13 protein-coding genes are annotated in these 20,029 nt (G+C 39.1%); 4 read left to right on the forward strand and 9 right to left on the reverse strand.

What is annotated here, in order from left to right; all coding sequences use genetic code 11:
* Window positions 1-11 precede the first annotated feature (11 nt).
* The gene (locus QQK06_RS15460; RefSeq protein WP_284245667.1) at window positions 12-4,580 is read left to right on the forward strand and encodes an EAL domain-containing protein; all 4,569 of its coding nucleotides are present in this window, start codon (window positions 12-14) and stop codon (window positions 4,578-4,580) included.
* A 445-nt stretch (window positions 4,581-5,025) separates the two neighbouring features.
* On the opposite strand, the gene QQK06_RS15465 is transcribed toward QQK06_RS15460, so the two are convergent.
* From QQK06_RS15465 to QQK06_RS15475, 3 genes are read right to left on the reverse strand one after another with little or no spacing between them, the layout of a single operon-like run.
* Window positions 5,026-5,742 carry an MbnP family protein gene (locus QQK06_RS15465; RefSeq protein ID WP_284245668.1) on the reverse strand — a complete coding sequence of 239 codons (717 nt, stop codon included), beginning with the start codon at window positions 5,740-5,742 and terminating at the stop codon, window positions 5,026-5,028.
* A complete protein-coding gene (locus QQK06_RS15470) occupies window positions 5,735-6,871 on the reverse strand; it encodes a cytochrome-c peroxidase (protein ID WP_284245669.1) in 1,137 nt (378 codons plus the stop codon). Before QQK06_RS15470 ends, QQK06_RS15465 begins: the two co-directional genes overlap by 8 nt.
* Before the next feature lie 5 nt (window positions 6,872-6,876).
* Entirely contained in the window at window positions 6,877-8,211 is a 1,335-nt protein-coding gene (locus tag QQK06_RS15475; protein ID WP_284245670.1) for a hypothetical protein, read from the reverse strand.
* A gap of 246 nt (window positions 8,212-8,457) precedes the next feature.
* Here QQK06_RS15475 and QQK06_RS15480 point away from each other — a divergent pair, with 246 nt between their 5' ends.
* From QQK06_RS15480 to QQK06_RS15490, 3 genes are all read left to right on the forward strand, one after another.
* Complete coding sequence (locus QQK06_RS15480; protein ID WP_284246635.1) at window positions 8,458-8,961, forward strand: VOC family protein; 504 nt, start codon at window positions 8,458-8,460, stop codon at window positions 8,959-8,961.
* 102 nt (window positions 8,962-9,063) lie between these two features.
* Window positions 9,064-9,258, forward strand: coding sequence for a transposase (locus QQK06_RS15485; RefSeq protein ID WP_284245671.1), 195 nt, complete (start codon window positions 9,064-9,066; stop codon window positions 9,256-9,258).
* Between the two features lie 250 nt (window positions 9,259-9,508).
* Complete coding sequence (locus QQK06_RS15490) at window positions 9,509-11,224, forward strand: TlpA family protein disulfide reductase (protein WP_284245672.1); 1,716 nt, start codon at window positions 9,509-9,511, stop codon at window positions 11,222-11,224.
* Between the two features lie 190 nt (window positions 11,225-11,414).
* Here the strand turns inward: QQK06_RS15490 and QQK06_RS15495 are convergent, their stop codons facing one another.
* The 6 genes from QQK06_RS15495 to QQK06_RS15520 all read right to left on the reverse strand — a co-directional run bounded on the left by QQK06_RS15495 (window position 11,415) and on the right by QQK06_RS15520 (window position 19,926).
* Complete coding sequence (locus QQK06_RS15495) at window positions 11,415-11,807, reverse strand: hypothetical protein (protein WP_284245673.1); 393 nt, start codon at window positions 11,805-11,807, stop codon at window positions 11,415-11,417.
* A 138-nt stretch (window positions 11,808-11,945) separates the two neighbouring features.
* Window positions 11,946-13,418, reverse strand: a complete 1,473-nt coding sequence (locus tag QQK06_RS15500) for a winged helix-turn-helix domain-containing protein (RefSeq protein WP_284245674.1) — start codon at window positions 13,416-13,418, stop codon at window positions 11,946-11,948.
* Window positions 13,419-13,588: 170 nt separating this feature from the next.
* Window positions 13,589-15,892, reverse strand: a complete 2,304-nt coding sequence (locus QQK06_RS15505; RefSeq protein WP_284245675.1) for a carbohydrate binding family 9 domain-containing protein — start codon at window positions 15,890-15,892, stop codon at window positions 13,589-13,591.
* A 144-nt stretch (window positions 15,893-16,036) separates the two neighbouring features.
* Window positions 16,037-17,761 carry an alpha-amylase family glycosyl hydrolase gene (locus QQK06_RS15510; protein WP_284245676.1) on the reverse strand — a complete coding sequence of 575 codons (1,725 nt, stop codon included), beginning with the start codon at window positions 17,759-17,761 and terminating at the stop codon, window positions 16,037-16,039.
* A 569-nt stretch (window positions 17,762-18,330) separates the two neighbouring features.
* On the reverse strand, window positions 18,331-18,456 hold the full coding sequence (locus QQK06_RS15515) for a hypothetical protein (protein ID WP_284245677.1): 126 nt from the start codon (window positions 18,454-18,456) through the stop codon (window positions 18,331-18,333).
* Window positions 18,457-18,573: 117 nt separating this feature from the next.
* A complete protein-coding gene (locus tag QQK06_RS15520) occupies window positions 18,574-19,926 on the reverse strand; it encodes a S28 family serine protease (RefSeq protein WP_284245678.1) in 1,353 nt (450 codons plus the stop codon).
* Window positions 19,927-20,029 lie beyond the last annotated feature (103 nt).

Here is a 20,029-nt window from a genome sequence, read left to right on the forward strand (position 1 = left end):
TAGAGGTGATAATGGAAATTACCGATAAAGTATCACAATTCTTTTTAGCTAAGTTGAGTTTTCGCCAGCAATTGGCACTTACTTTTACCGTGGGCATCCTGTTGTTGACTGTGGTTTCATCTATAGTTACGACCCGAAGTTCACAACAAACCGTGATAAAACAGTTTGTTCAGCAAGGGAAAAAGACCAGTCAGAATTTTGCCGAACACAGTAAATTGGCGTTGCTGTATGCCAGTGAAGAGCTGGCGAAGGAGCAAGTTCAAGCTGCGCTGGGGTTTCCCGATATTATCGGTGTGACCATTTACCGTAAAGATGGCAAAGCCCTGCTCAGTAAAGGCCAAGCGCCAAAGTTACAACTGAGCAAGCAACTAATGGATTTACCCAGCACTGAACCAGTATATTTTGAAGATGAACACAGTTGGGAATTTTACGCACCGGTATACTCAAGCAATGATAGTGAGTCCGAAGCTTCGCCTTTTGCCAGTGAAAGCCCTTCGTCTGAGTTAATAGGCTTTGTCGCACTTATCCAAAGCAAACAAAGCCTGAATCGAATCAGCCGGGAAATTACCCTGACCAATATGATGACTTCAGGCTCGTTGGCAATCATTCTTTTGCTCGGGCTTATTGTTATTACCAATAGTGTTACCCGGCCACTCAAGCGCCTGGCAAGCAATATGCGCCAGGCGGAGCAGGGCAGCAACAAGGTTAGAGCCAGTTTGCAGGGGCCGAAAGACATCAAACATATGGAACAGGCTTTCAATACCATGATGGACACACTAGATAGGCGACAGCAGGAACTGGAACGAGCAAGAGACAGTGCCCTGGCTTCTGCTGCTATGAAAGGTCAATTTGTCGCCACGGTCAGCCATGAACTGAGAACGCCACTTAACAGTATTTTAGGCATGATGGAGATGGTTGACGATGAGGATCTATCTCCCAAAAAGCATTATTACCTCAACATTGCTAGAGAATCTGGTGAACATTTATTAAGACTTATCAACGATATACTGGACTTTAGTAAACTTGAATCATCTAAGATGCGGTTAAGTTTCGAGTCCTTCAACTTGCATAGCTTACTGAGTGATATCGGCGAGCTGATGCAGTTGCAGTTAAACAGTAAACACCTGCTCTTTGGTGTACGTATCGACCCGGCGATCCCTGAGCACTTGATTGGCGATGCCGGCCGTATTAGACAGGTTATCATTAATTTGCTGGGTAACGCGGCTAAATTTACCCCCGTAGGCTGCATTTTAGTTGATATCAGTCTGCAAACCATGGCTGATGACAAAATCAGATTGAAGGTCGCAGTATATGATACCGGTATCGGGATAGAGAAATCGGCTCAGCGTCTTATTTTTCAGGCGTTTAGTCAGGCCGATAGTAGCACAACAAGACTTTATGGCGGCTCAGGACTGGGGCTAGCGATTTCCAGTCATCTGGTCAGTATTATGGGAGGGGAAATTGGTGTTGAAAGTCAGTTAGGGCAGGGAAGCTGTTTTTGGTTTACTGTGAATTTGGAGCTCACTGAAAATATTAATCCACCAACAGCGAATGTTACGCTGGAACAGCTACAAACACCACTGTTAGTGTTGGAAGGTAGCAACAGCAATCTCAATGAGAGTCAGGCCTTGCTTGAACAAGGTTATTCAGTCCATAGTGCAGTCAATATAAGTAAGGCCACGCATTTGCTGCACCAAGCTAGCGACAATGGTAGGCCTTATCGCTTGATACTTATTTTTGATTCCGCGATGTTAGCTGATGTTAAGGGCTTTTTCCGCCAGGTTAACGAAGAAAAGAGGTTTGCTGATCCCGTTGTGTTGGTAATTTCGGCAAAGTGGAAACAGGATGACCCCTGCATCATCCATCATTTGTATTACTTGCCGAGCTGGCTAAAACCTCAGCAGTTAGGAGCAGTGATCAATCATCTGATGTTGGCTCAGTTAAACAAAAGAAAATTACCTGCATCAAGTGCAGAAGTGAAAGAAATGGTCGCCCTTGGTGAACATGAACAAACCGCTGACCTTGATAATGTATCGGCTACAGTCAGTTCTATTATGGTGGTAGAAGACAACAGGGCTAATCAACTCGTGGTTACGGCAATGTTAGAAAAACTGGGGCATAAGCCGATTATTGCCAATCATGGTAAAGAGGCATTGGAACTGTTGGCTAAACATCAGGTGGCACTTATTTTTATGGATTGCCATATGCCGGTAATGGATGGCTATGAAACGACTTCACGTATCAGGGCACAGCAAGGCGTTGGCCAGCATATTCCTATCATTGCGATGACCGCTGATGCCGGTAGCGATGATAAAAAGCGTTGCTTTAACATAGGTATGGATGACTTTTTGCTTAAACCGTTATTTATTAAACCGTTGGAGCAAAAGCTGGCACATTGGCTGCCTAGTGGTAAGGCTAAGCAGCGGCTTGAAGAACCCCCTGTTTTTGTTAAAGAAGCCCTTCCTCATATCGACAGCCCTCAACCGTTAATCGACTTTAATGTGTTGGCGCAATTGAAAGAAGAAACAGGCGTGAGCTTTGCCAAGCTGGTACAGGCATTTTTGGAGGATACACCGGTCACTTTGAAGCAGCTGCAAGAGGCCATTGAACAGCAAGATATGGGAAAAATTAAAGCCTATAGTCATTTATTAAAAGGCAGTTCGGCAACCTTAGGGGCGAGTCAGCTTTCAGCCATTGCGCATAATATTGAGCATCAACTGGAAGATATGGATCAGGAATATATGCTGAGCGAATATGATGAGCTAAAGCTAATCTATAGCAGGGTTAAAGACAAGCTGATTCAGGAATTGAAAAGCATTAATTTTGAGCAGCTCGTCACTGATGCGTTATCGAATAGTAAAATCAGTTTTACTCAGGAACAACCTTATATCCTGATCGTTGATGATGATCGTAGCACTCGTTTGACGTTAAGAGCATCGCTAGAACATGACAATTATTATTTAGAAGAAGCGAGTGACGGCAATATTGCACTAAGCATGTGCCAACGTAAAATGCCGGATCTTATCCTGATGGATGCAATGATGGAGGAAATGAACGGTTTCGATGCCATGAAACTAATTTTGGCAATTGAGAGTGAATCTCAACCTTTGATCATTATTTTTACTGCCTCTGATGACGATAAAATGATTGAAAAAGCGTTTGAATGCGGCGCGACAGACTTTATACCAAAACCTGTTAATCTTCATGTTATGCGTCGCCGCGTTGTCCATTTGATTCGAACTGCACAGGCAGAGCAGCATATTCATAAACTTGCCTATCAGGATCAATTAACCAACTTGCCGAATCGAACCTTGTTTATGGAAAAAGTGAACCAAGCGATGGAACAGGCAACGAAAGGAGAACATTTACTCGCATTGATGTTCCTGGATCTCGATAAATTCAAGTTAATTAATGACACCCAGGGCCATGATGTTGGTGACATGTTATTAAAGGCAGTGGCCAAGCGACTTTGCCATTGCGTGCGTACCGGTGACTTAGTTGTACGGCTCGGCGGGGATGAGTTTACCATATTGCTGGATAATATTCCGTCGCCAACCGTGGCTGCAAGGGTTGCGCAAAAAGTCTGTAATGCCATGCGCGAGCCGTTTAATTTCATGAAGCAACCGATTTGTGTACCCGTTAGCATAGGGATTTCTCTGTTCCCGGCTGATGGCGAGAATATACGCAGCCTGATGAAACACGCAGATACCGCCATGTACAGAGCCAAGGCAGGTGGTGGTGATAATTTTCAGTTCTATGAATATGGCATGGAAGCAGAGCTGACCCGGCGTATGGAATTAGAGCGAGATTTACGTCTGGCTATGGAAAATAACGAGCTGATATTGCATTATCAGCCGCAGATCTCACTAACCGATGGTCATGTTTGCGGTGTTGAAGCTCTGGTTCGCTGGGAGCATCCGGAACGTGGTTTATTACCACCGAGTGAGTTTATTCCATTGGCGGAAGAGTCCGGGGTTATTCTTAGCATGGGGTCATGGATCCTCAATCAAAGTTGTCAGCAATTTCGTCAATGGCAGGAACTAGGAATCGATATCAAATTCATTGCCGTCAACATATCTATCTATCAATTACAACATGATGACTTGCTACAACAGGTTAATAATTGCTTGACCGTGCATCAATTAAAACCCGAATGTCTACAACTTGAGCTGACAGAAAGCATATTGGCGGAAGAGTCAGAGCAAAACCTGAACACTATGAATCAACTGCGAAAAATAGGCGTATCGCTTGCCATTGATGATTTTGGTACCGGATATTCATCACTGAGTTATTTAACCAAATTCCCATTTGATACTTTGAAAATTGACCGTACATTTGTCAAAAACTTGCCTAGTGATGCTGACGGGGCTGCAATTGCTTCAGGTATTATCGCACTGGCTCATAAATTGAGGATGGAAGTCATCGCTGAAGGGGTTGAACAGGAAGAACAGCGCAACTTTTTAGCGCAAGAGAATTGTGATTTTATTCAAGGTTACCTGAACTGTCGGGCATTACCCGCCGAGGAATTTAAAACCTGGTATCAATCATATAATGTTAATTTGACTGGCGCTAATAAATAGAGGTTGAAAAGCTATACCAAGAAAGGCTGATAAGTGTCTAGATTATTGGTGACGATGCAGTCGTATAAAAAATCATCTAGTAAATATGAGCATAACACAAATGTATACATTACTATTATTGGGACTTCAATGGATAGTTAAAATATTTGGTTAAAGTTGTTTTGTCCTAAAGTAAACATATCGTCAATACATTCGCTTTAAATCACCTTGTATTTCAATGAGTTAATTTTTTAAAAAGGGCGGTGGTGGCAATGTGATTACCCTTTTTTGATCGGGCATTATGTCCCATTTTTGATTACAGCGAGCCGTTTATAATAATAAACGGCGATATTACAAGTTAGGAAGCTCCCTTCCAGCAAAATATGAGATAGAACTTAGAAAAGTGCTTGAAGAATTTTCTAAGTTTATTGGATTGTTAAATCACATCTTATAGGTGAGTAATTTCTTATTCCAAACTGATGAGAGATTCAAACCCTTTTGCTATTAGCGCGACATCGTCTTTGTCAAATTTTACGGTTGATATCTCGGCCATATCAATAGGGCTTTCTTTGCCAAATAAATGACTTAGCTCTAAGTTAAAGTTGAGTAGTGTATTGTCGTTGTCACTTGTCGCATTGATTGGAAAAGTTAGGCGAGTGTAGCTTTCATCGAAACCGATATGATATACTAAGGGAATTTGTTGTTGGTGCTGTGATAAAACACCCTCGAGTAACAGGAATTTATAGCCAACATCCCAGCTCCACGCCATACGGCTATTAGGGTCAAGATCGCCTGCAATAGTGATGCTGCTATTTGCTTGTGGGTCTACGCCTATTGCTAGTTCAATTTGTTGATACTCTGTGGCGTCTATATTAGGCAGTACTATCTGATGAAAGTTATTGTCATTATCAAACCTCACCAAGTGGTAGCTTTCAGGTTCAATAAAGGTATTTGTGTCGCCTACTAACCTTATGTTACTGATAAATAACTGTAATTCTCTAATAATGAAAGTGCCTTCACCTCCAGGGTTAGGGTAGCTTTGATGGTGTAAAACCAGTGGCACACCGTCAATATAAGCGCTGAATCGTAAGGTAACTTGCTTAGTGGCTGTTTGGTCGCGAACTAAGAGTATCGTCAAAGCAATTATTGCTATCGTTAAAAACAAAGCTATTTTGTTATTCATGTTCGTTATCTTCATTAAATGGGTTAGAAAATTGTTTATTGGTTAAGAAGCTTTCATCCGTTAGGGTGTGTAGAAATGCGATGATGGCTTTTTCTTCATCTGGTGTTAAGTTTAAACTAATGTGATCTTGCTGCGCTTTGGGGCTGTTATCGGCTTCAGCAATTAATGGGCTTAATGTTTTGCTTCGTTTAATGCCGCCGTTATAGTGCTGTAAAACTTCCGCTAATGTCTCGAATCGACCATCATGCATGTAAGGGCCCGTTACCGCAATATTGCGTAATGTTGGGGTTTTAAATAGCCCACGATGTTCTTCTTTACCTGTAACTGAAAATAAGCCAGCAGGTAAGTCGTCGTCACTGTTTAAACCATTATTACTAAAGCCATCATAAAACGTACTGAAGCCGCTAGTGAGAAATTGACTATGACAATCTATGCAGTTACCGCCACGCAAACTTGCCTTGGTATCAGGGTGTGCGGTAAAAAGTTTTCTACCAAGCTCTTCTAGCGGGGTTAACAGTACTTCACCACGTAAATATTGGTCATATTTGGAATTTGATGAAATTAATGTACGTTGAAAATTGGCTAAAGCGTTTGCTATTGCAATGCTGTTAATGCTGCCATAGGCCTGTTTAAAAAGGACTTGGTAGGTTTCATCTTGTTCTAGCTCATCTATTAATTCATTTAGATCTTGGCCCATTTCATCCATATGTTGAATAGGTTGTAATGCTTGATCTTCTAACGAGGGAGAGCGCCCATTCCAAAAAAAATGCTGAGGACCCCACAACAAGTTACTTAAACTCATGGCGTTAAATTTAAGAGGTTTACCTGAAACACCGACTGAACGCGATAAGCCATCAGTAAAGGCGAGATGTTGTTTATGGCAAGTAGCACACGAGACTTTATTGTTACTAGACAATCGAGGGTCGTAAAACAGTCGTCTACCTAACTTTATTGACTCTAGGGTTAATGGGTTGTCTTGTGGTATTTGAAAGCGACCGAAAACAAAGGGGAAGGTGATATCAGCCAGCTGAGTAGGCGCTGGCTGATTATGTTTATAATAAGCAAATATTGCTGACAGTAAAGCAGCGAGTAATACCGCCGCAATAATTATTTTTTTATTGCTCACCATGGCGGCTAATGATGGTGAACAAACCCTGAACCAAAGAGCGCTTCAATATTATCTATACCTTTTTGATAACGCTCTTTAAAGTTAACCGCTCCCAAACGCTCTCCTGTTGCTAAATCGTGGACGGTAATCGAATGAGCGTTCACTTTGGCGATAAAGTCGATATCGGTTGGGTCATTATCTGCTGCATTGCCCAAATTTAATAAGTTGTTTTGCAGCGCTATAACTTTTCTTCCTGACGCCGTTTTATAGAAAATCATATGGTGGGTGCCAAGCTCTCCTTTGATATCTTCGCCAGAAGACACTAAGTTTGGTAATTGCTTTAAATCGTAGCGTTTGACAACACCAGGAATGGCATGGCTGATAAAGAGTTCTTCTTCATTACCGTAAAATTCAAGCGGAACTCCCGTGTTTTCTTTACTGCCATCATACAATTTTTCAGGCGTACCAAATGCTTTGCTTTGTTTGTCATAAGGGATTTTCCACGTTTCAAAACCAAACATAGTATTAACGAGTACAGCTGGTTCAACGTCTTGAACGATGCTTGGGCGAATAAACAGCACTTCGACCGGAGACGACGGAAAGCCAACGGGTTTCGCGTCTTCAATTACGATATTTTCGATCGGCTCGAATCTATTTAAGTCAATGACTGTTATGGCATTACCTATTCCTGTGGCAAGATCTGGGTGAACCGTAGAGGTGACAACCATACGATCACCATAGGCTGAAATACCATGGGGATACATGATGTAAGGTTTGCCTTCTCCTACTTGGCTCTTGGGCGCTTCAATTATTTTGATGACTTTATTTGTTTGTGGGTCAAAAACACCTACCGACCCTGCATCTGCCTGTTTAACGTCAGTGCCTCCCATAAAGGTCACAAACATATAAAGTTTGTCATTGACGCTGTGCCACATGATGTCTTCACCCACTGATTGACCACCTGTATCTAAACAGTCTACCCCTGTAATTATAGGGGTAGCGTTGACATCTCTTACTAAGGCAATTTCAGCTAAACTACATTGCGTACCTAATCCTGTGGCATATAGTCGGCCATTTGGGCTGTAATATAAGTGATGTAGCGGAGCGTCAAATTTGGGTAATGCATATTCGTAAATAATATGACCAAATTTAGGGGATTCGGGGTCTAGTTCAATGATAGCAATGCTATCTTTGGTGTCTAATGTGGGCAAACCACTTAATAAGATAATGGCTTGGCTTTCTTCGGTATTAAGATCGCTATCACGAGCACTTTGTGATGTTTCTTTTTTTACTTCTGAACATCCCATTGCGATAACAGTCAGAAATACAATGGCAAAATTAATAGATTTAAGGTGACGCATTTTAAGTTCCATCCATTGTCTATGTTTTGTTCAATAAATGTAGTAAACAAATATCTATTAATAAAGAAAGTGCGTTTTTTATAGTGGATTGATACGATTTTACGACTTGTTGCCCTTTCACATTGTAACCTTACTCAGGGGAACACTTTATTTGCACAGTCATAGAAGATTATAATCGCCGCAAAAAAAAGACACTTTAACGTTTCTCCATGGGAAGCCGGATAATATTTCCATATATTGTTTGAGGTGATTTCAGGGCAGGATAAGGGGAAAATAATGAGAAAAACAGGTGTTATTATTTGTTTAGCATTGTTAACAGCTATGGCAAGTGCTAAACAGCAACAAGCAGCAATTAAGGTGCAGCAAAAAGCGTTTGCTGCCATCACAGTAGTTGATATAGCAAAGGCTGCACAATGGTATCAATCCCTTTTTGATTTAGCTTTAATAACTGATTTTCAATCACCGGATGCGGTCGTTAAAGGAAAAATTTTATCCAACAACAAGCTGACGATTGAATTGCAACAACACAAAGACTCAGTACCTTCTTCTGCTCCCGCTGATAAACCTTATAAAGCAATAGGCTTATTTAAATTTGGGATTGTTATTAGTGATCTTGATAAAACAATAGCTGAACTTAAAAAAAGGCATGTTATTATTAGAGTAGCTCCTTTTACCGAACCAAATTCTGGCGTTCTAAATGCGATAATTACTGATCCAGATGGCAATATGATCCAGCTGATAGAGGGCTAGTGATGTGTTTTATATATGGTGTTTGAATTATCCTTATTGCAACAGCATGATCTGCAATAATCAAACAGGACACTTTAATAATGGAATAATCCAATTATTGAGGTGCTAAATGACAAAACGAAAAATAAGAAGTATACAGCTGAATTTAAACAAGAAGCCGTAGCATTATTAACTGAACAAGGTTATAGCGTTTCTAAGGCAGCAGCGTCTTTAGGTATTACAGATAAATTACTTTATAACTTGAAAACTAAGTTTGAAGCTGAGCAATCAGGAGTCAGTTTAAATGCTGATGGCTAATTAACGTTACTTAACAAATGAAAGTCTTTGTATTCTATTGGTGTCATGCCAAAGTGGCGTTTATTATAACAATCAGGCAATATCTCTCAGATAATTATTAAATAAAAATCAACAGCCTCAAGCAAGCAGTGTCAAATCGATAAAATTTTTGTTACTAAAAATTCATCTCGCTAGGCTAGGGAATAAGCTACCTTTTTGCTACCATCGAGCACTATTAACAATTTATCAAAAAAAAATAATAAGGGATTAAATGTTATTATCAGCTTTAAAGCCATATACCATTTTTATGAGTCTACTTGTGTTTTTATCGGCGTGCTCACCTGCTGATAAAAGCATATTTATTGAACAAAACACTAGTCAAATTACAATAACAGGCGAGATCACTGGCTATGATCATCAGCCTATGGCGCAAGCGATTATTGAAGTTACACCATTAGTAAGTGGTTCAGATAAAAATTTTCAACAGATTAATGTCGATACTAGCGGGGCATATTCGGCTATTTTAGATAAGAATCAACGTTATTTATTAATGGTGGCTGGTGTCGGGCATATGCCGATGAAACTGCTATTAGATGCTACTGAGCTTTCAGATGCTAATCTTGATTTGAGCTTAGATGCGATCACATACCTGACTGCGCCTGAAACGGTTGCGGTTAAATTGTTAACAGCTGATGGTAGTCAAGCTAGCCATGCGTTAGAAGTGCAAGATGATGGCAGTTTTGCCGCAACAATTGCTTTAGATGCAGGCGAGGTTAAATATCAACTGCGTGGTATTTCAAAAGCTAAGATGTCGATAGAAAATCCAAGAGCATCAAGTTTTGAATATGATAATGGCGGCAATTTTTATTCAGTGATCGAACATAAAGGAGGCAATTTAGTTATTCGTTATAATCCAGCTATTGATGCAATCAATGCTGAAAGCTTATTGGCAGGACAGCAAATTAGTTCTTCTTTTGCGGCAAAGCAAAATAAGGATTTAACCTTGATGGCGCAATATAACCGTTTATTGATTGAGCAGCGCTTGTATTTATCTGATATTCAACGCCCACCATTTGTGTATCCTGAGGGGCTTGAAACCATTAAAGCGTGGCAGGCAGATCCTCAATATGCTGAGCAAGCTCAATTATTACTGGCGATGTCAACGGCAATTCACGGCCAGCCTTATAGCTTGTTTCAACAGACGCTAGCTGAAATCGCTAGTGAGTCGTGGCTATGGAGTTTACCTGAGGTCAGTTTTGCCACGAGTCTTCGCCTTGCAGGAATGACCAGTGATGAACTTGAGTATCATCAAGGTATTATCAATCAGGCTGATACCTTAGATCAAAAAGTGCAGCATTTTTTGTCAGATAACCCGAATGACGATGCGAAAGCTGAGCTATTAATGATACTGGCCTACAGTTATCGTCGTGGTGAAATGTACGAGCAGTATGACAAGTATTACCAAATGCTGTTAGCTGATTATGCCCATGTGAAAAACTTTGAGCGTTTTAAAACAATTTTACAACCTAAAAGCTTGCCAATAGGGCAGCCATCGCCCGAGTTTGCGATAAAAGATATTACGGATCCTGATACTAGCTATAATAAAGCGAGCTTTGCCAACAAGGTGTACTTATTGGATTTCTGGGCAACCTGGTGTGTACCTTGTATTAAAGAAATGCCTGATCTGCATCAGGCTTACTCTAAATATAATGACAAAGGTTTTGAAATCTTAAGCTTATCTGCGGATGATTCTATTGCCGATATCAAAAAATTTCGACAAGGCGACTGGGCTATGCCGTGGAAGCATGGCTTTTTAGATGATCGTAAACACCCGATGATCAAAGATTATATGGTGTTTGGTTATCCTGTAGCTTATTTAATTGATGAAAATGGTGCTGTGCTGGCCAGCGGGGATAAAGTTAGAGGCAAGCGCCTGAGTAAAACCCTTTCTATATATTTCGACAAAAAGAATGCAGCAAAAGGATAAGCTTTGTTAATATCATTTAGCTAGTGATGTAGTTTTTTCTTAATAAAGTAAAACTACATCAAGATCATGCTTTCCTACTTTATTAATACGAAATGACGTTATCGAATTGTGGGAGTTCAAGTCATCGCTGTTATTATGGTAATAACAGCGATTTAATCTTTTACGAAACGTTAGTTAGTTGCTATTAATTTTATTGTAACCACCTTGTTATGGCTGAATAAATGTTACTTTGGGCGGCTTCTGGCAAATCAGTAATTGAGATATTATGTAACCCTGGTTCTATATGTAGTTGAGTGTCACGGCTAGGATCGGTAGTTATAGGATAGGCGCCAGCGGTGAAAATGTCTTGTTCGCCGTAGATCATGATCAATTCACTAGCCTCAGTTTGAGCCCAGTCATAGATATCTTGCATCACTTCGGGATGAAACTCAGGCATGGGCTGTCCTAATAAATTGAGTTTGAAATCGGTAACGTCGAACGTTAGTAAATCTTCTATATGTGATAACGGAACGGCAAAGTTGCCAAGTTCTTTTGCAGCCTGCATATGGTAGGGCTTTTCGCTGAAACTTCTTGTATTTGTCACTGCATTCTTTTTTGATAACAGAAAGCGAGTATTAAAAAATTATGGCAGGCAATCTATTACGAGTTTGGACTTCGGCCAAAAGGTTTTCGAAAAAGCATAGTGATCTGACAACTCATTAAATGAGACTCTGAACTTCCGCTAATTTTCAAATGTTATTTTGTACTGCGCTAACATGGAATATAAGAACTCTAATTTGATGCGTTGGATACTTTCCTTGGCCTTTATATAATTTTCTTTGGCCTGTTCAATATTTCCTTGCAAAAACAACACTTCAGCCAAATGAAGTCGTGTGGAATTGATTCCTATTTGGCTTCGAATGATTTGATATGCAGACAGCGCTTCTGTATAAGCTTCTAGGGATTTGTTCAGTCTATTTTGTTTAAGATAAACTAAGCCTTGTTCTTCAGCCACACTGGCTTTTAGGAACCAATCTTGGTGTTTATCCGTGATATTAGTCACTTGCTGATAAAATTGTAACGCTTGTATAAAATCTTGTTTTTTAGCTGAAACTCGTCCTTTAAGCAATTGAATATTTGCAACTTCCAGTGGATCTTCCATCAAAATATTAGCTGATTTATCTAGTAAAGCAGCCGCCTTGTCTGTTTGATTATCCCACAAGTACAATTTACTCAAATAGATGATGGCAATAATTGAGTCTGGGTTCAATGACAGGTAACTCTCAAAAAAACTAATAGAGGTATGCCAATCCGATTCATAACTAATCATGGCCTCTGCAAATAAAGCATCGTTAAACTCATTTATTGGCGTAAATTCACTTTTTTTCAGTGGCTGATTGATAAAGTCGGCTAATTTTTTTGATAATGTGTCAAGTGCACCATTTATTGACGTATCAAGAATAACACCTTGCTTTACATCATTTGCGACATGAAACTTATAAACCAGTTTATAGTCTGACACATAACCTAAAATTTCAGCTTCAACGATTAATGTAGCACCAGAGACGTTAAATATTTTAGTGACATCATTGGAAGAAAATGTTCGCTTTAAACCTGCTGTGTACATTAAATGAGGAATGTAGCTTCCCTGATAGATAAAAATTGATTTAGGGAAGCCTTTTAATTTTGCAATAAGCTGCTCCATTGCCCCTAAGTAGATCCAATCGTTTTCTCCATAAGGAATCTTATTTTTTATCGGCAGCACAAGAATACTTTGATCGAAGTTAACTTCAGCAGAGTCTTCGTTTGAAAACATAATCGTAATTAAGATTAAACAGATGAGTAATATGGCAGCAATATAATATTTCAATACAGAAGGTCTTGCCCAACCGGTCGGTTTCTCTTGCTGAATAGCATTAATCGGCGCTAATTGAGCCGTGAATTGATAGCCCTTACGTGGAAAGTTCAGAATAATTTCCGAGTGACCAAATAATTGACGAATTTCCCTAATGGACTGAAAGATAACACCATCATCTACGTTTACATCGTCCCAAATGCAGTCCAATAGCTCCTGTTTACTGATAATATCTCCAGCTCTATTCGCCAGGTATAGCAGCACTTCTAACGTTTTAGGCCGAATGTTCTGACAGTTGTCATCTGTAGATAACGTACGCGCTTGTGCATCAAGAACAAAAGTATCAATGTGGTATTTCATTAAAACGGCATGTGAATAAGATAGTTATACGATGTTATCAAATATTGTTAGTTAGGATCAGTTAAATTAGTTGTTTAATTAATACTAGCTAACTTGAATTATTGCCAAAACAAAAGCAGATACCTAAGTTAACGATCAAATAACTATCAACCCATTAAATATTAATGTTTTTATAAAGTATGACTTAACTTCAAAAACACACTTTTTTGGTTCGTTGTTAACCCATTAATGACATCATTATCAACCGCGTTGCTTGATAAACCTAAGTAAAAAGCCGAAAGCGCATCAAAACGATAAGAGTACACCAGTTGTGATCCTAGGCTTTTATTTTTCTTATCAATATCAAACGTATAATTACTCGGATTGAAAACTACATCATTATGAATTAAAGACAATCGAACCTTACTGTCACTGCTAAATTGATAATTAACTCGTAAATCCGTTAAATTTGCCGTGTATAATTCATCGTTTAACACTTTCATTTTTTCATAGGTATGCTCAAGCCTGACATTAACAGCATCATTTACCTCCCACTGTATAATTGGCAGCAACTGTAGCTTCTCTCCTTTACGGTTATTTGCATAATCAACGGCATCACTTTTAAGCAATAAATTACTGATGTAAAAATTAGCAATTGGCCGTATTTCACCATAAATAAAACTAAAATCGATATCAAATTGGGTGCTATTATCGGTTATATTGGTAATGCTTGGGTCGAAGCGTAAGCCGACTTTGGTTTGTTTTCCTAGTCCTGTGCTTATTCTCGACTGCATCACACCATTAAGGTTTAACTGAATTTCGATATTGTCACTAATGAGTTCATTATCAATATTGGTTTCTTTGTCGGCTCCCGCCCAAAATTCTAATTTATTCCATAGTGATAACTGCGGATAAAAAACATAGCCAGCCCTAATTTGACTTTCTTTATTATCCACTTTACGAACAAAACCTAAGTCGGCGCGAAAGTCTTCTCCTATATGTTTATGATAAGCACTTAACCACCAATTTCTTTCGGTATGATTAAACGCTAATTGCCAAGCAAGATCAGCAAGCTCTTCACTGTTTTTAACGCGTAAACTAGATTCATTAACACAACCAATGCAAACTAGGTTCGCAGGTTCATCCGGGTATTGTGTACGAGACGATAATAACTGGGCATCTAAAAACGTACTTTCACTAAAGCGAAAACGCCCATCGACAGAAAATAGATAATTATAATAATTTTCACTTTCTCTTATGGTATTTGTGACACCTAACGATGAGTCATTGTTAAAGTCGTAACGATAGCGTAACGCGGTATTTATGGTTTTTTCGTCAATAACGGCAAGGGTTGAATTAAGATTGCCGGGAACTAGTATGCGAGTGTTCTCATCATTACTTGCTAGAGCTGCAAAGGTACTATTACCACTACGTTGGGTATATTTAACGCCTAAATCAGGCGATATAATATTTCGGGTATAGACCAAGTTATATAAACTATCAAAATAGTTATGATTTTCTAGAAAAAATCGTCGTTTTTCTGGTAAATATAATGAAAAATTACTGTTGATATTTAGTGGTGCATTATCTAATTCTATTTGTGAAAAGTCAGGGCTAATGGTTGCTGAAAGCAAACTGTCAGAACTGATATTCCAACTAAAGTCTCCACCCACCTCAACATTGTTTTCACTGTGCCAATTTTCTTGTGTCGATAAATTCCTTTGTTTATGTTGACCGACAACAATGCTGGGAACAAAAATCATATTCGTACTTTGCTTAGCCGCCTTAAAACCTGATATTGGTTGCATTTGGCACAGTGTACAATTATTTTCTCGGTCTCGGCTGACATTGGAAATTTTATAACTAACCTCTCGCGGATAAAAACGGACAAATTCTGCTGACCAATGTTTAACTCCCGTATCGTTGGCAAAATTAAGTTGGCTTAACGGAATAATAAACTCCGCGGTAAAACCTTGTGCAGAGACAGCTGTTTTTGCTTGCCAAACAGCATCCCAATTATCATTATAATTTTGCGTAATGCCGCTTTCTATTGAATCAATTTGTACTCCCTTAGCATTGACATAAAAATGATAAGCCAATTTATGGGTGTTAAGGGTATCTAATTTAAAACCGACTAAATCGTCATTCCAAGCTTTATCACGACCACGTAAATAAGCTCTTATTTGTTCGGGGTGTGGATCATGCGCTTTAAAGCCAACATATAAATTTTCACCCGACTCATAGATATATACATGGGTTTGCACGATAGCTTTAGTATTATCAAAAGGCTCAATAATGTAACTAAGCGGAAAATGTTGGGCTTTTTGCCAAATCGCTTCATCAAGTTGACCATCAAGTAATATTGGTTGTTGATAATACGGAATTGACAATGATTGAGGGGCACTACTTATTTTAGCTAACGTTTCAGCAGGTAACTGAGCAATGAAAAACAAGCTAAAGCAATGCAATAATATAGCGAGGGAACGTAATACCATCTTAATAACCTTAACGATCCCCAAATAACCTCAAGCGCTTTTTCAACGAGAGGCTATTTGAGTGTGATTGGTAAATTCAAGTTTTATTAAACAAAACATTCACTTGTTTAATAAAACCTAGACAGGTGAAAATAAATAAAACAACTAACGACTGACAGCAGCTAATAAAACAATGTTAAACGGCGAACTAAAGTTAATTTCATTGTTATTAACGGTTATTAATTGGTTAGAGTAGTAGTCTTTTACTTGGCTGCCATCAGGGAAAATATGGTGTACAGGCAATGTTTTCATGCCTTTATTGGCATCTAAAGCAACCAGTATTTGATCTAATTTCCCTTTACTTTGGTATGTTCTGCTGAAAACATAAGGTTTATCACTATGTTTTTTATGAATACCAGCGCCAACAGCAATGTGGTCATGACGGAAAGAGCCTAATTTTTGCCAATGAGTAAGCAAGGCTTGGGTCTCTTTTTTTGCTAAATCGTCCCAATTCATGAAAGAACGCCAGGTTGCATCCCCAGTCGCTCCTTCAATAGTTAAGTTGCGTGCTAATTCATCCCCATAATAAATTTGTACAGCGCCAGGTGCTAACATCAACTTCAATGCTGTTTCATAGGGATTTTTTCGGGCTTTATCATAAGGTTCAGGGTCATCATGAGAGACAACGTAATTAATTACACCAACTCCGGTAAGAGCACCACTATTTAATTCTTTTGAGTAAGTGCTAAAAATATCTTCCATTGTACCTTTAGCATGGGTGGCAAAGCCCATGTTGATTAAGCTATCAAAACCATAATTATAAAAATCTACTTGCCTATCACCATAATCATAATTTCTGGTGCCTGCTGGGGTATTTTTAAAACCATCTACGCCAAAATGCATTACTTCCCCCACCATAAAGAAATCTTTATCATCTATCACTAATGAAGGATTTTTTTCTTTCCATTGACTAAAAGCTAAGGATGCCTCCGTTTTTAACACCTGCCATATTTCAGCTTCAACATGTTTAGCGGTGTCAACTCGAAAGCCATCAATACCATATTCTCTAACCCAATCGGTTAACCACTTAACAATATAATTTTTAGGCGCTCTATTTAGTTTGGTTCTTTCGAAAAAGTCATCAAGTTCTGAAAGCTCTTGCTCAAGTCGACCTTCTGCACGCCATTTTTCTAATAGAAAATCAGGTAACTCAACATCTTCTTCCGACTCGGTAAGTACATCAGGGATGCTTGTTGCTAATGCACATTTTACATTATGCTCATAGCTATGCCATTGGCAGGCTGGATCGGTTCTAACCCAATCACTTGGCCAGGCAGCATCTACATTTGTTACTGGCCCCGTATGATTAATAACTACATCAGCTAACACACGAATACCCTTGGCATGCGCGGTAGAAATCATGTTTTTCATCTCACTTTCTGTGCCAAAATTAGCATCAACATTGGTCCAATCTTTTATCCAATAACCATGAAATGGGTAACTTCTTCCCCAGTCTTCATCCCAATAACCATGAACTTGCTCATTTAGGGGAGTCATCCATAAAACATCAACCCCTAACGCTGTAAAGTAGCCATCGTTAATTTTTTCGGTAATACCTTTAATATCACCGCCCATGAAATTCCGCAGCACAGCAGCATCTTGTTTTCGGTCAAAAATGTGGTCATTGCCTTTATCACCATTAGCAAAACGATCTGTCATCATAAAATAGACAATGGCATTATTCCAAAAGGGATCAATACCTTGTTCAGTAAGCTCTGCACTGTTGTTGTTGGTGCCGTTTCCGCCGTTATTGTTAATATTATCTTTACTGTTATTGCAGCCAAATAGCAAAGAGCAGGCAATAAAAGCCCCTAACAAGCGATTTGTCATAATTATTCTCCATAAAGTGAGTTTTATTTATCGGTGGGTAACCGTTTTTTATTGTTACTGGTGAGCTAACGCTGCAACATTTCAGCAGGGTATTTTTGCGTTAGCGCATAAAATTTTTTGTTAATTATTTTTAAAATAAGTAAATGAACCGCAGTAATTGACACTAAATAGCCAAGCCGTAAGAACCAGATGGAAAATCGATAAGGAAAATGCTTAAGCGATGAAAAAGAAAAATACAGTGAAAATAGCATCAGTAGAACAGCACAAAAATTTGCAGAAAAAATGTCTGTGATAAACAGAAAATTTCGATTTTTAAAGCGCATTTTATAGTTGCCAATTTATCCGTAAAAGTTGAGAACTATTTAGCTTTATTATGTCATAGAAGAGAACTTAAAATTTCTTAAATAAACTGAAGTGATTGAAATGATAGAAAATAAATTAATATAAATAAAAAGCAGGTTAAGTTAATTGTTGATAAAAATTAGCAACAATTGAATACGAGTTTGCTCTGGTGTTAAAGCGCTAGCTTTAGGCGTTACACCATTGTATTCTTTTCTATATTGGCTTACTCAGCGTTGAATGGATGATAGTCCAACATCCATCGCTGCTGCCGCATCTTTATGTTTATAATCGTGAATAACGACTAGCGCTGCACACTCACGTTTAAATTCTGCTGTTAATGTTTTCTTTGGCATTTTAACCTCGTTAGTTAATTGAATTTTATCTCTAACGAGGTCTCTAGTTAAATCATACCGTTACAGTATGGAAACAATTTACACTATATAAGCGAATAATAGCTCAAGAGATTAATTTTATTGTAACCACCTTGTTATTGCTGAATAAATGTTACTTTGAGCGGCTTCTGGCAAATCAGTAATTGAGATATTATGTAACCCTGGTTCTATATGTAGTTGAGTGTCACGGCTAGGATCGGTAGTTATAGGATAGGCGCCAGCGGTGAAAATGTCTTGTTCGCCGTAGATCATGATCAATTCACTAGCCTCAGTTTGAGCCCAGTCATAGATATCCTGCATCACTTCGGGATGAAACTCAGGCATGGGCTGTCCTAATAAATTGAGTTTGAAATCGGTAACGTCGAACGTTAGTAAATCTTCTATATGTGATAACGGAACGGCAAAGTTGCCAAGTTCTTTTGCAGCCTGCATATGGTAGGGCAGCCAGCCGATAAGACCTTCATCGACTAAAAAGACAAATCCACTACCTTTATAGAGGTATTCAACATAGACTTGAGTATCGTCCTCCGGACCAGGAATGGTATCGCACTCCATGTCTTGAAAATAAGAACTTCTTTCAATCCAAGATAAAGCAATTTCTGCTTGTAAGCGGTCGGACAGGTCATAGCCATGACTCTCTGTGGTATAGTTTTTTTCTGTCGCCCAATCTTGCACTTGCTCTTGTATCTCGTCCAGTCGTAGTAAGGCTTTTCGCTGAAACTGCTTGTATTTGTCACTGCATTCTTCTTTGATAACAGAAAGTGAGTAGTCGATAAATCGCTCGTCCCAAAGCGCTAGCGACAACGGGGCAACATAAGCGACTACTCCGGAAACAGCCTGAGGATAAAAGCGTTTTAAGTAAGTGGCTGTCATGCCACCTTTACTTTTGCCAGTGGCAAGCCATTTATGTCCAAGTAGCGGGCTAAGCAGTTCAATGATCCGGTTATGATCGGCAGCAGCCTGTTCAATAGTTAAATATTGCCAGTCAGGATTTTCCGGCGTAGAGCCCTTGAAATATCGGTGTTCTACTTCGATTTGATTCGCATCCAGCTCTGTGGTTAATTCTGTTAAGCGCAGTTGTTGCTCGCCTGGGAGGCCATAACCTTTCGTATTAAGCACCGCCGGTCGTTGGTTATCTTTGAGCAATAATCTGATATGTTGTTTGAAAGTTCCTAACGCTGGCGAGTCGTGGTTAATAGGTTGTTGTAGTAGCAGATAATAATAATCGTAACCGTCAATTGGACTTTGCTTTTGTTCGACTTCTGCGCCGCTAATTTGTTGCAATTTCTGCAGCATGGTTAGTTTAGGTTCTGTTATAACGGTAGAAGTATTTTTACTCTTGCTATCGTTACATCCGTTTAGCAAGAATAATGCGCTAACGATTAATACGAACGCTGAGAGTTGCTTCATTGGAGGCATTAATTTCATCATAAATCACTTATGCTTATTTTTATTGATTGACAACTTAACTAAGTGCCGTTAAGTGCTCAATCAAATTAGCCTGAGGTTTTGATGATGTTTTAATGATTTCTTA

Origin of the sequence: Thalassotalea insulae (assembly GCF_030161395.1) — a bacterium.
In the GTDB taxonomy this organism is placed as follows: domain Bacteria; phylum Pseudomonadota; class Gammaproteobacteria; order Enterobacterales; family Alteromonadaceae; genus Thalassotalea_E; species Thalassotalea_E insulae.

What these genes read in the sequence shown, in the direction of transcription:
- QQK06_RS15465 (WP_284245668.1), bottom strand. Translation starts at nt 5,742, where the DNA reads ATGAATAACAAAATAGCTTTGTTTTTAACGATAGCAATAATTGCTTTG.
- QQK06_RS15475 (WP_284245670.1), bottom strand. Translation starts at nt 8,211, where the DNA reads ATGCGTCACCTTAAATCTATTAATTTTGCCATTGTATTTCTGACTGTT.
- QQK06_RS15510 (WP_284245676.1), bottom strand. Translation starts at nt 17,761, where the DNA reads ATGACAAATCGCTTGTTAGGGGCTTTTATTGCCTGCTCTTTGCTATTT.
- QQK06_RS15515 (WP_284245677.1), bottom strand. Translation starts at nt 18,456, where the DNA reads ATGCCAAAGAAAACATTAACAGCAGAATTTAAACGTGAGTGTGCAGCG.
- QQK06_RS15470 (WP_284245669.1), bottom strand. Translation starts at nt 6,871, where the DNA reads ATGGTGAGCAATAAAAAAATAATTATTGCGGCGGTATTACTCGCTGCT.
- QQK06_RS15460 (WP_284245667.1), top strand. Translation starts at nt 12, where the DNA reads ATGGAAATTACCGATAAAGTATCACAATTCTTTTTAGCTAAGTTGAGT.
- QQK06_RS15520 (WP_284245678.1), bottom strand. Translation starts at nt 19,926, where the DNA reads ATGATGAAATTAATGCCTCCAATGAAGCAACTCTCAGCGTTCGTATTA.
- QQK06_RS15500 (WP_284245674.1), bottom strand. Translation starts at nt 13,418, where the DNA reads ATGAAATACCACATTGATACTTTTGTTCTTGATGCACAAGCGCGTACG.
- QQK06_RS15505 (WP_284245675.1), bottom strand. Translation starts at nt 15,892, where the DNA reads ATGGTATTACGTTCCCTCGCTATATTATTGCATTGCTTTAGCTTGTTT.
- QQK06_RS15490 (WP_284245672.1), top strand. Translation starts at nt 9,509, where the DNA reads ATGTTATTATCAGCTTTAAAGCCATATACCATTTTTATGAGTCTACTT.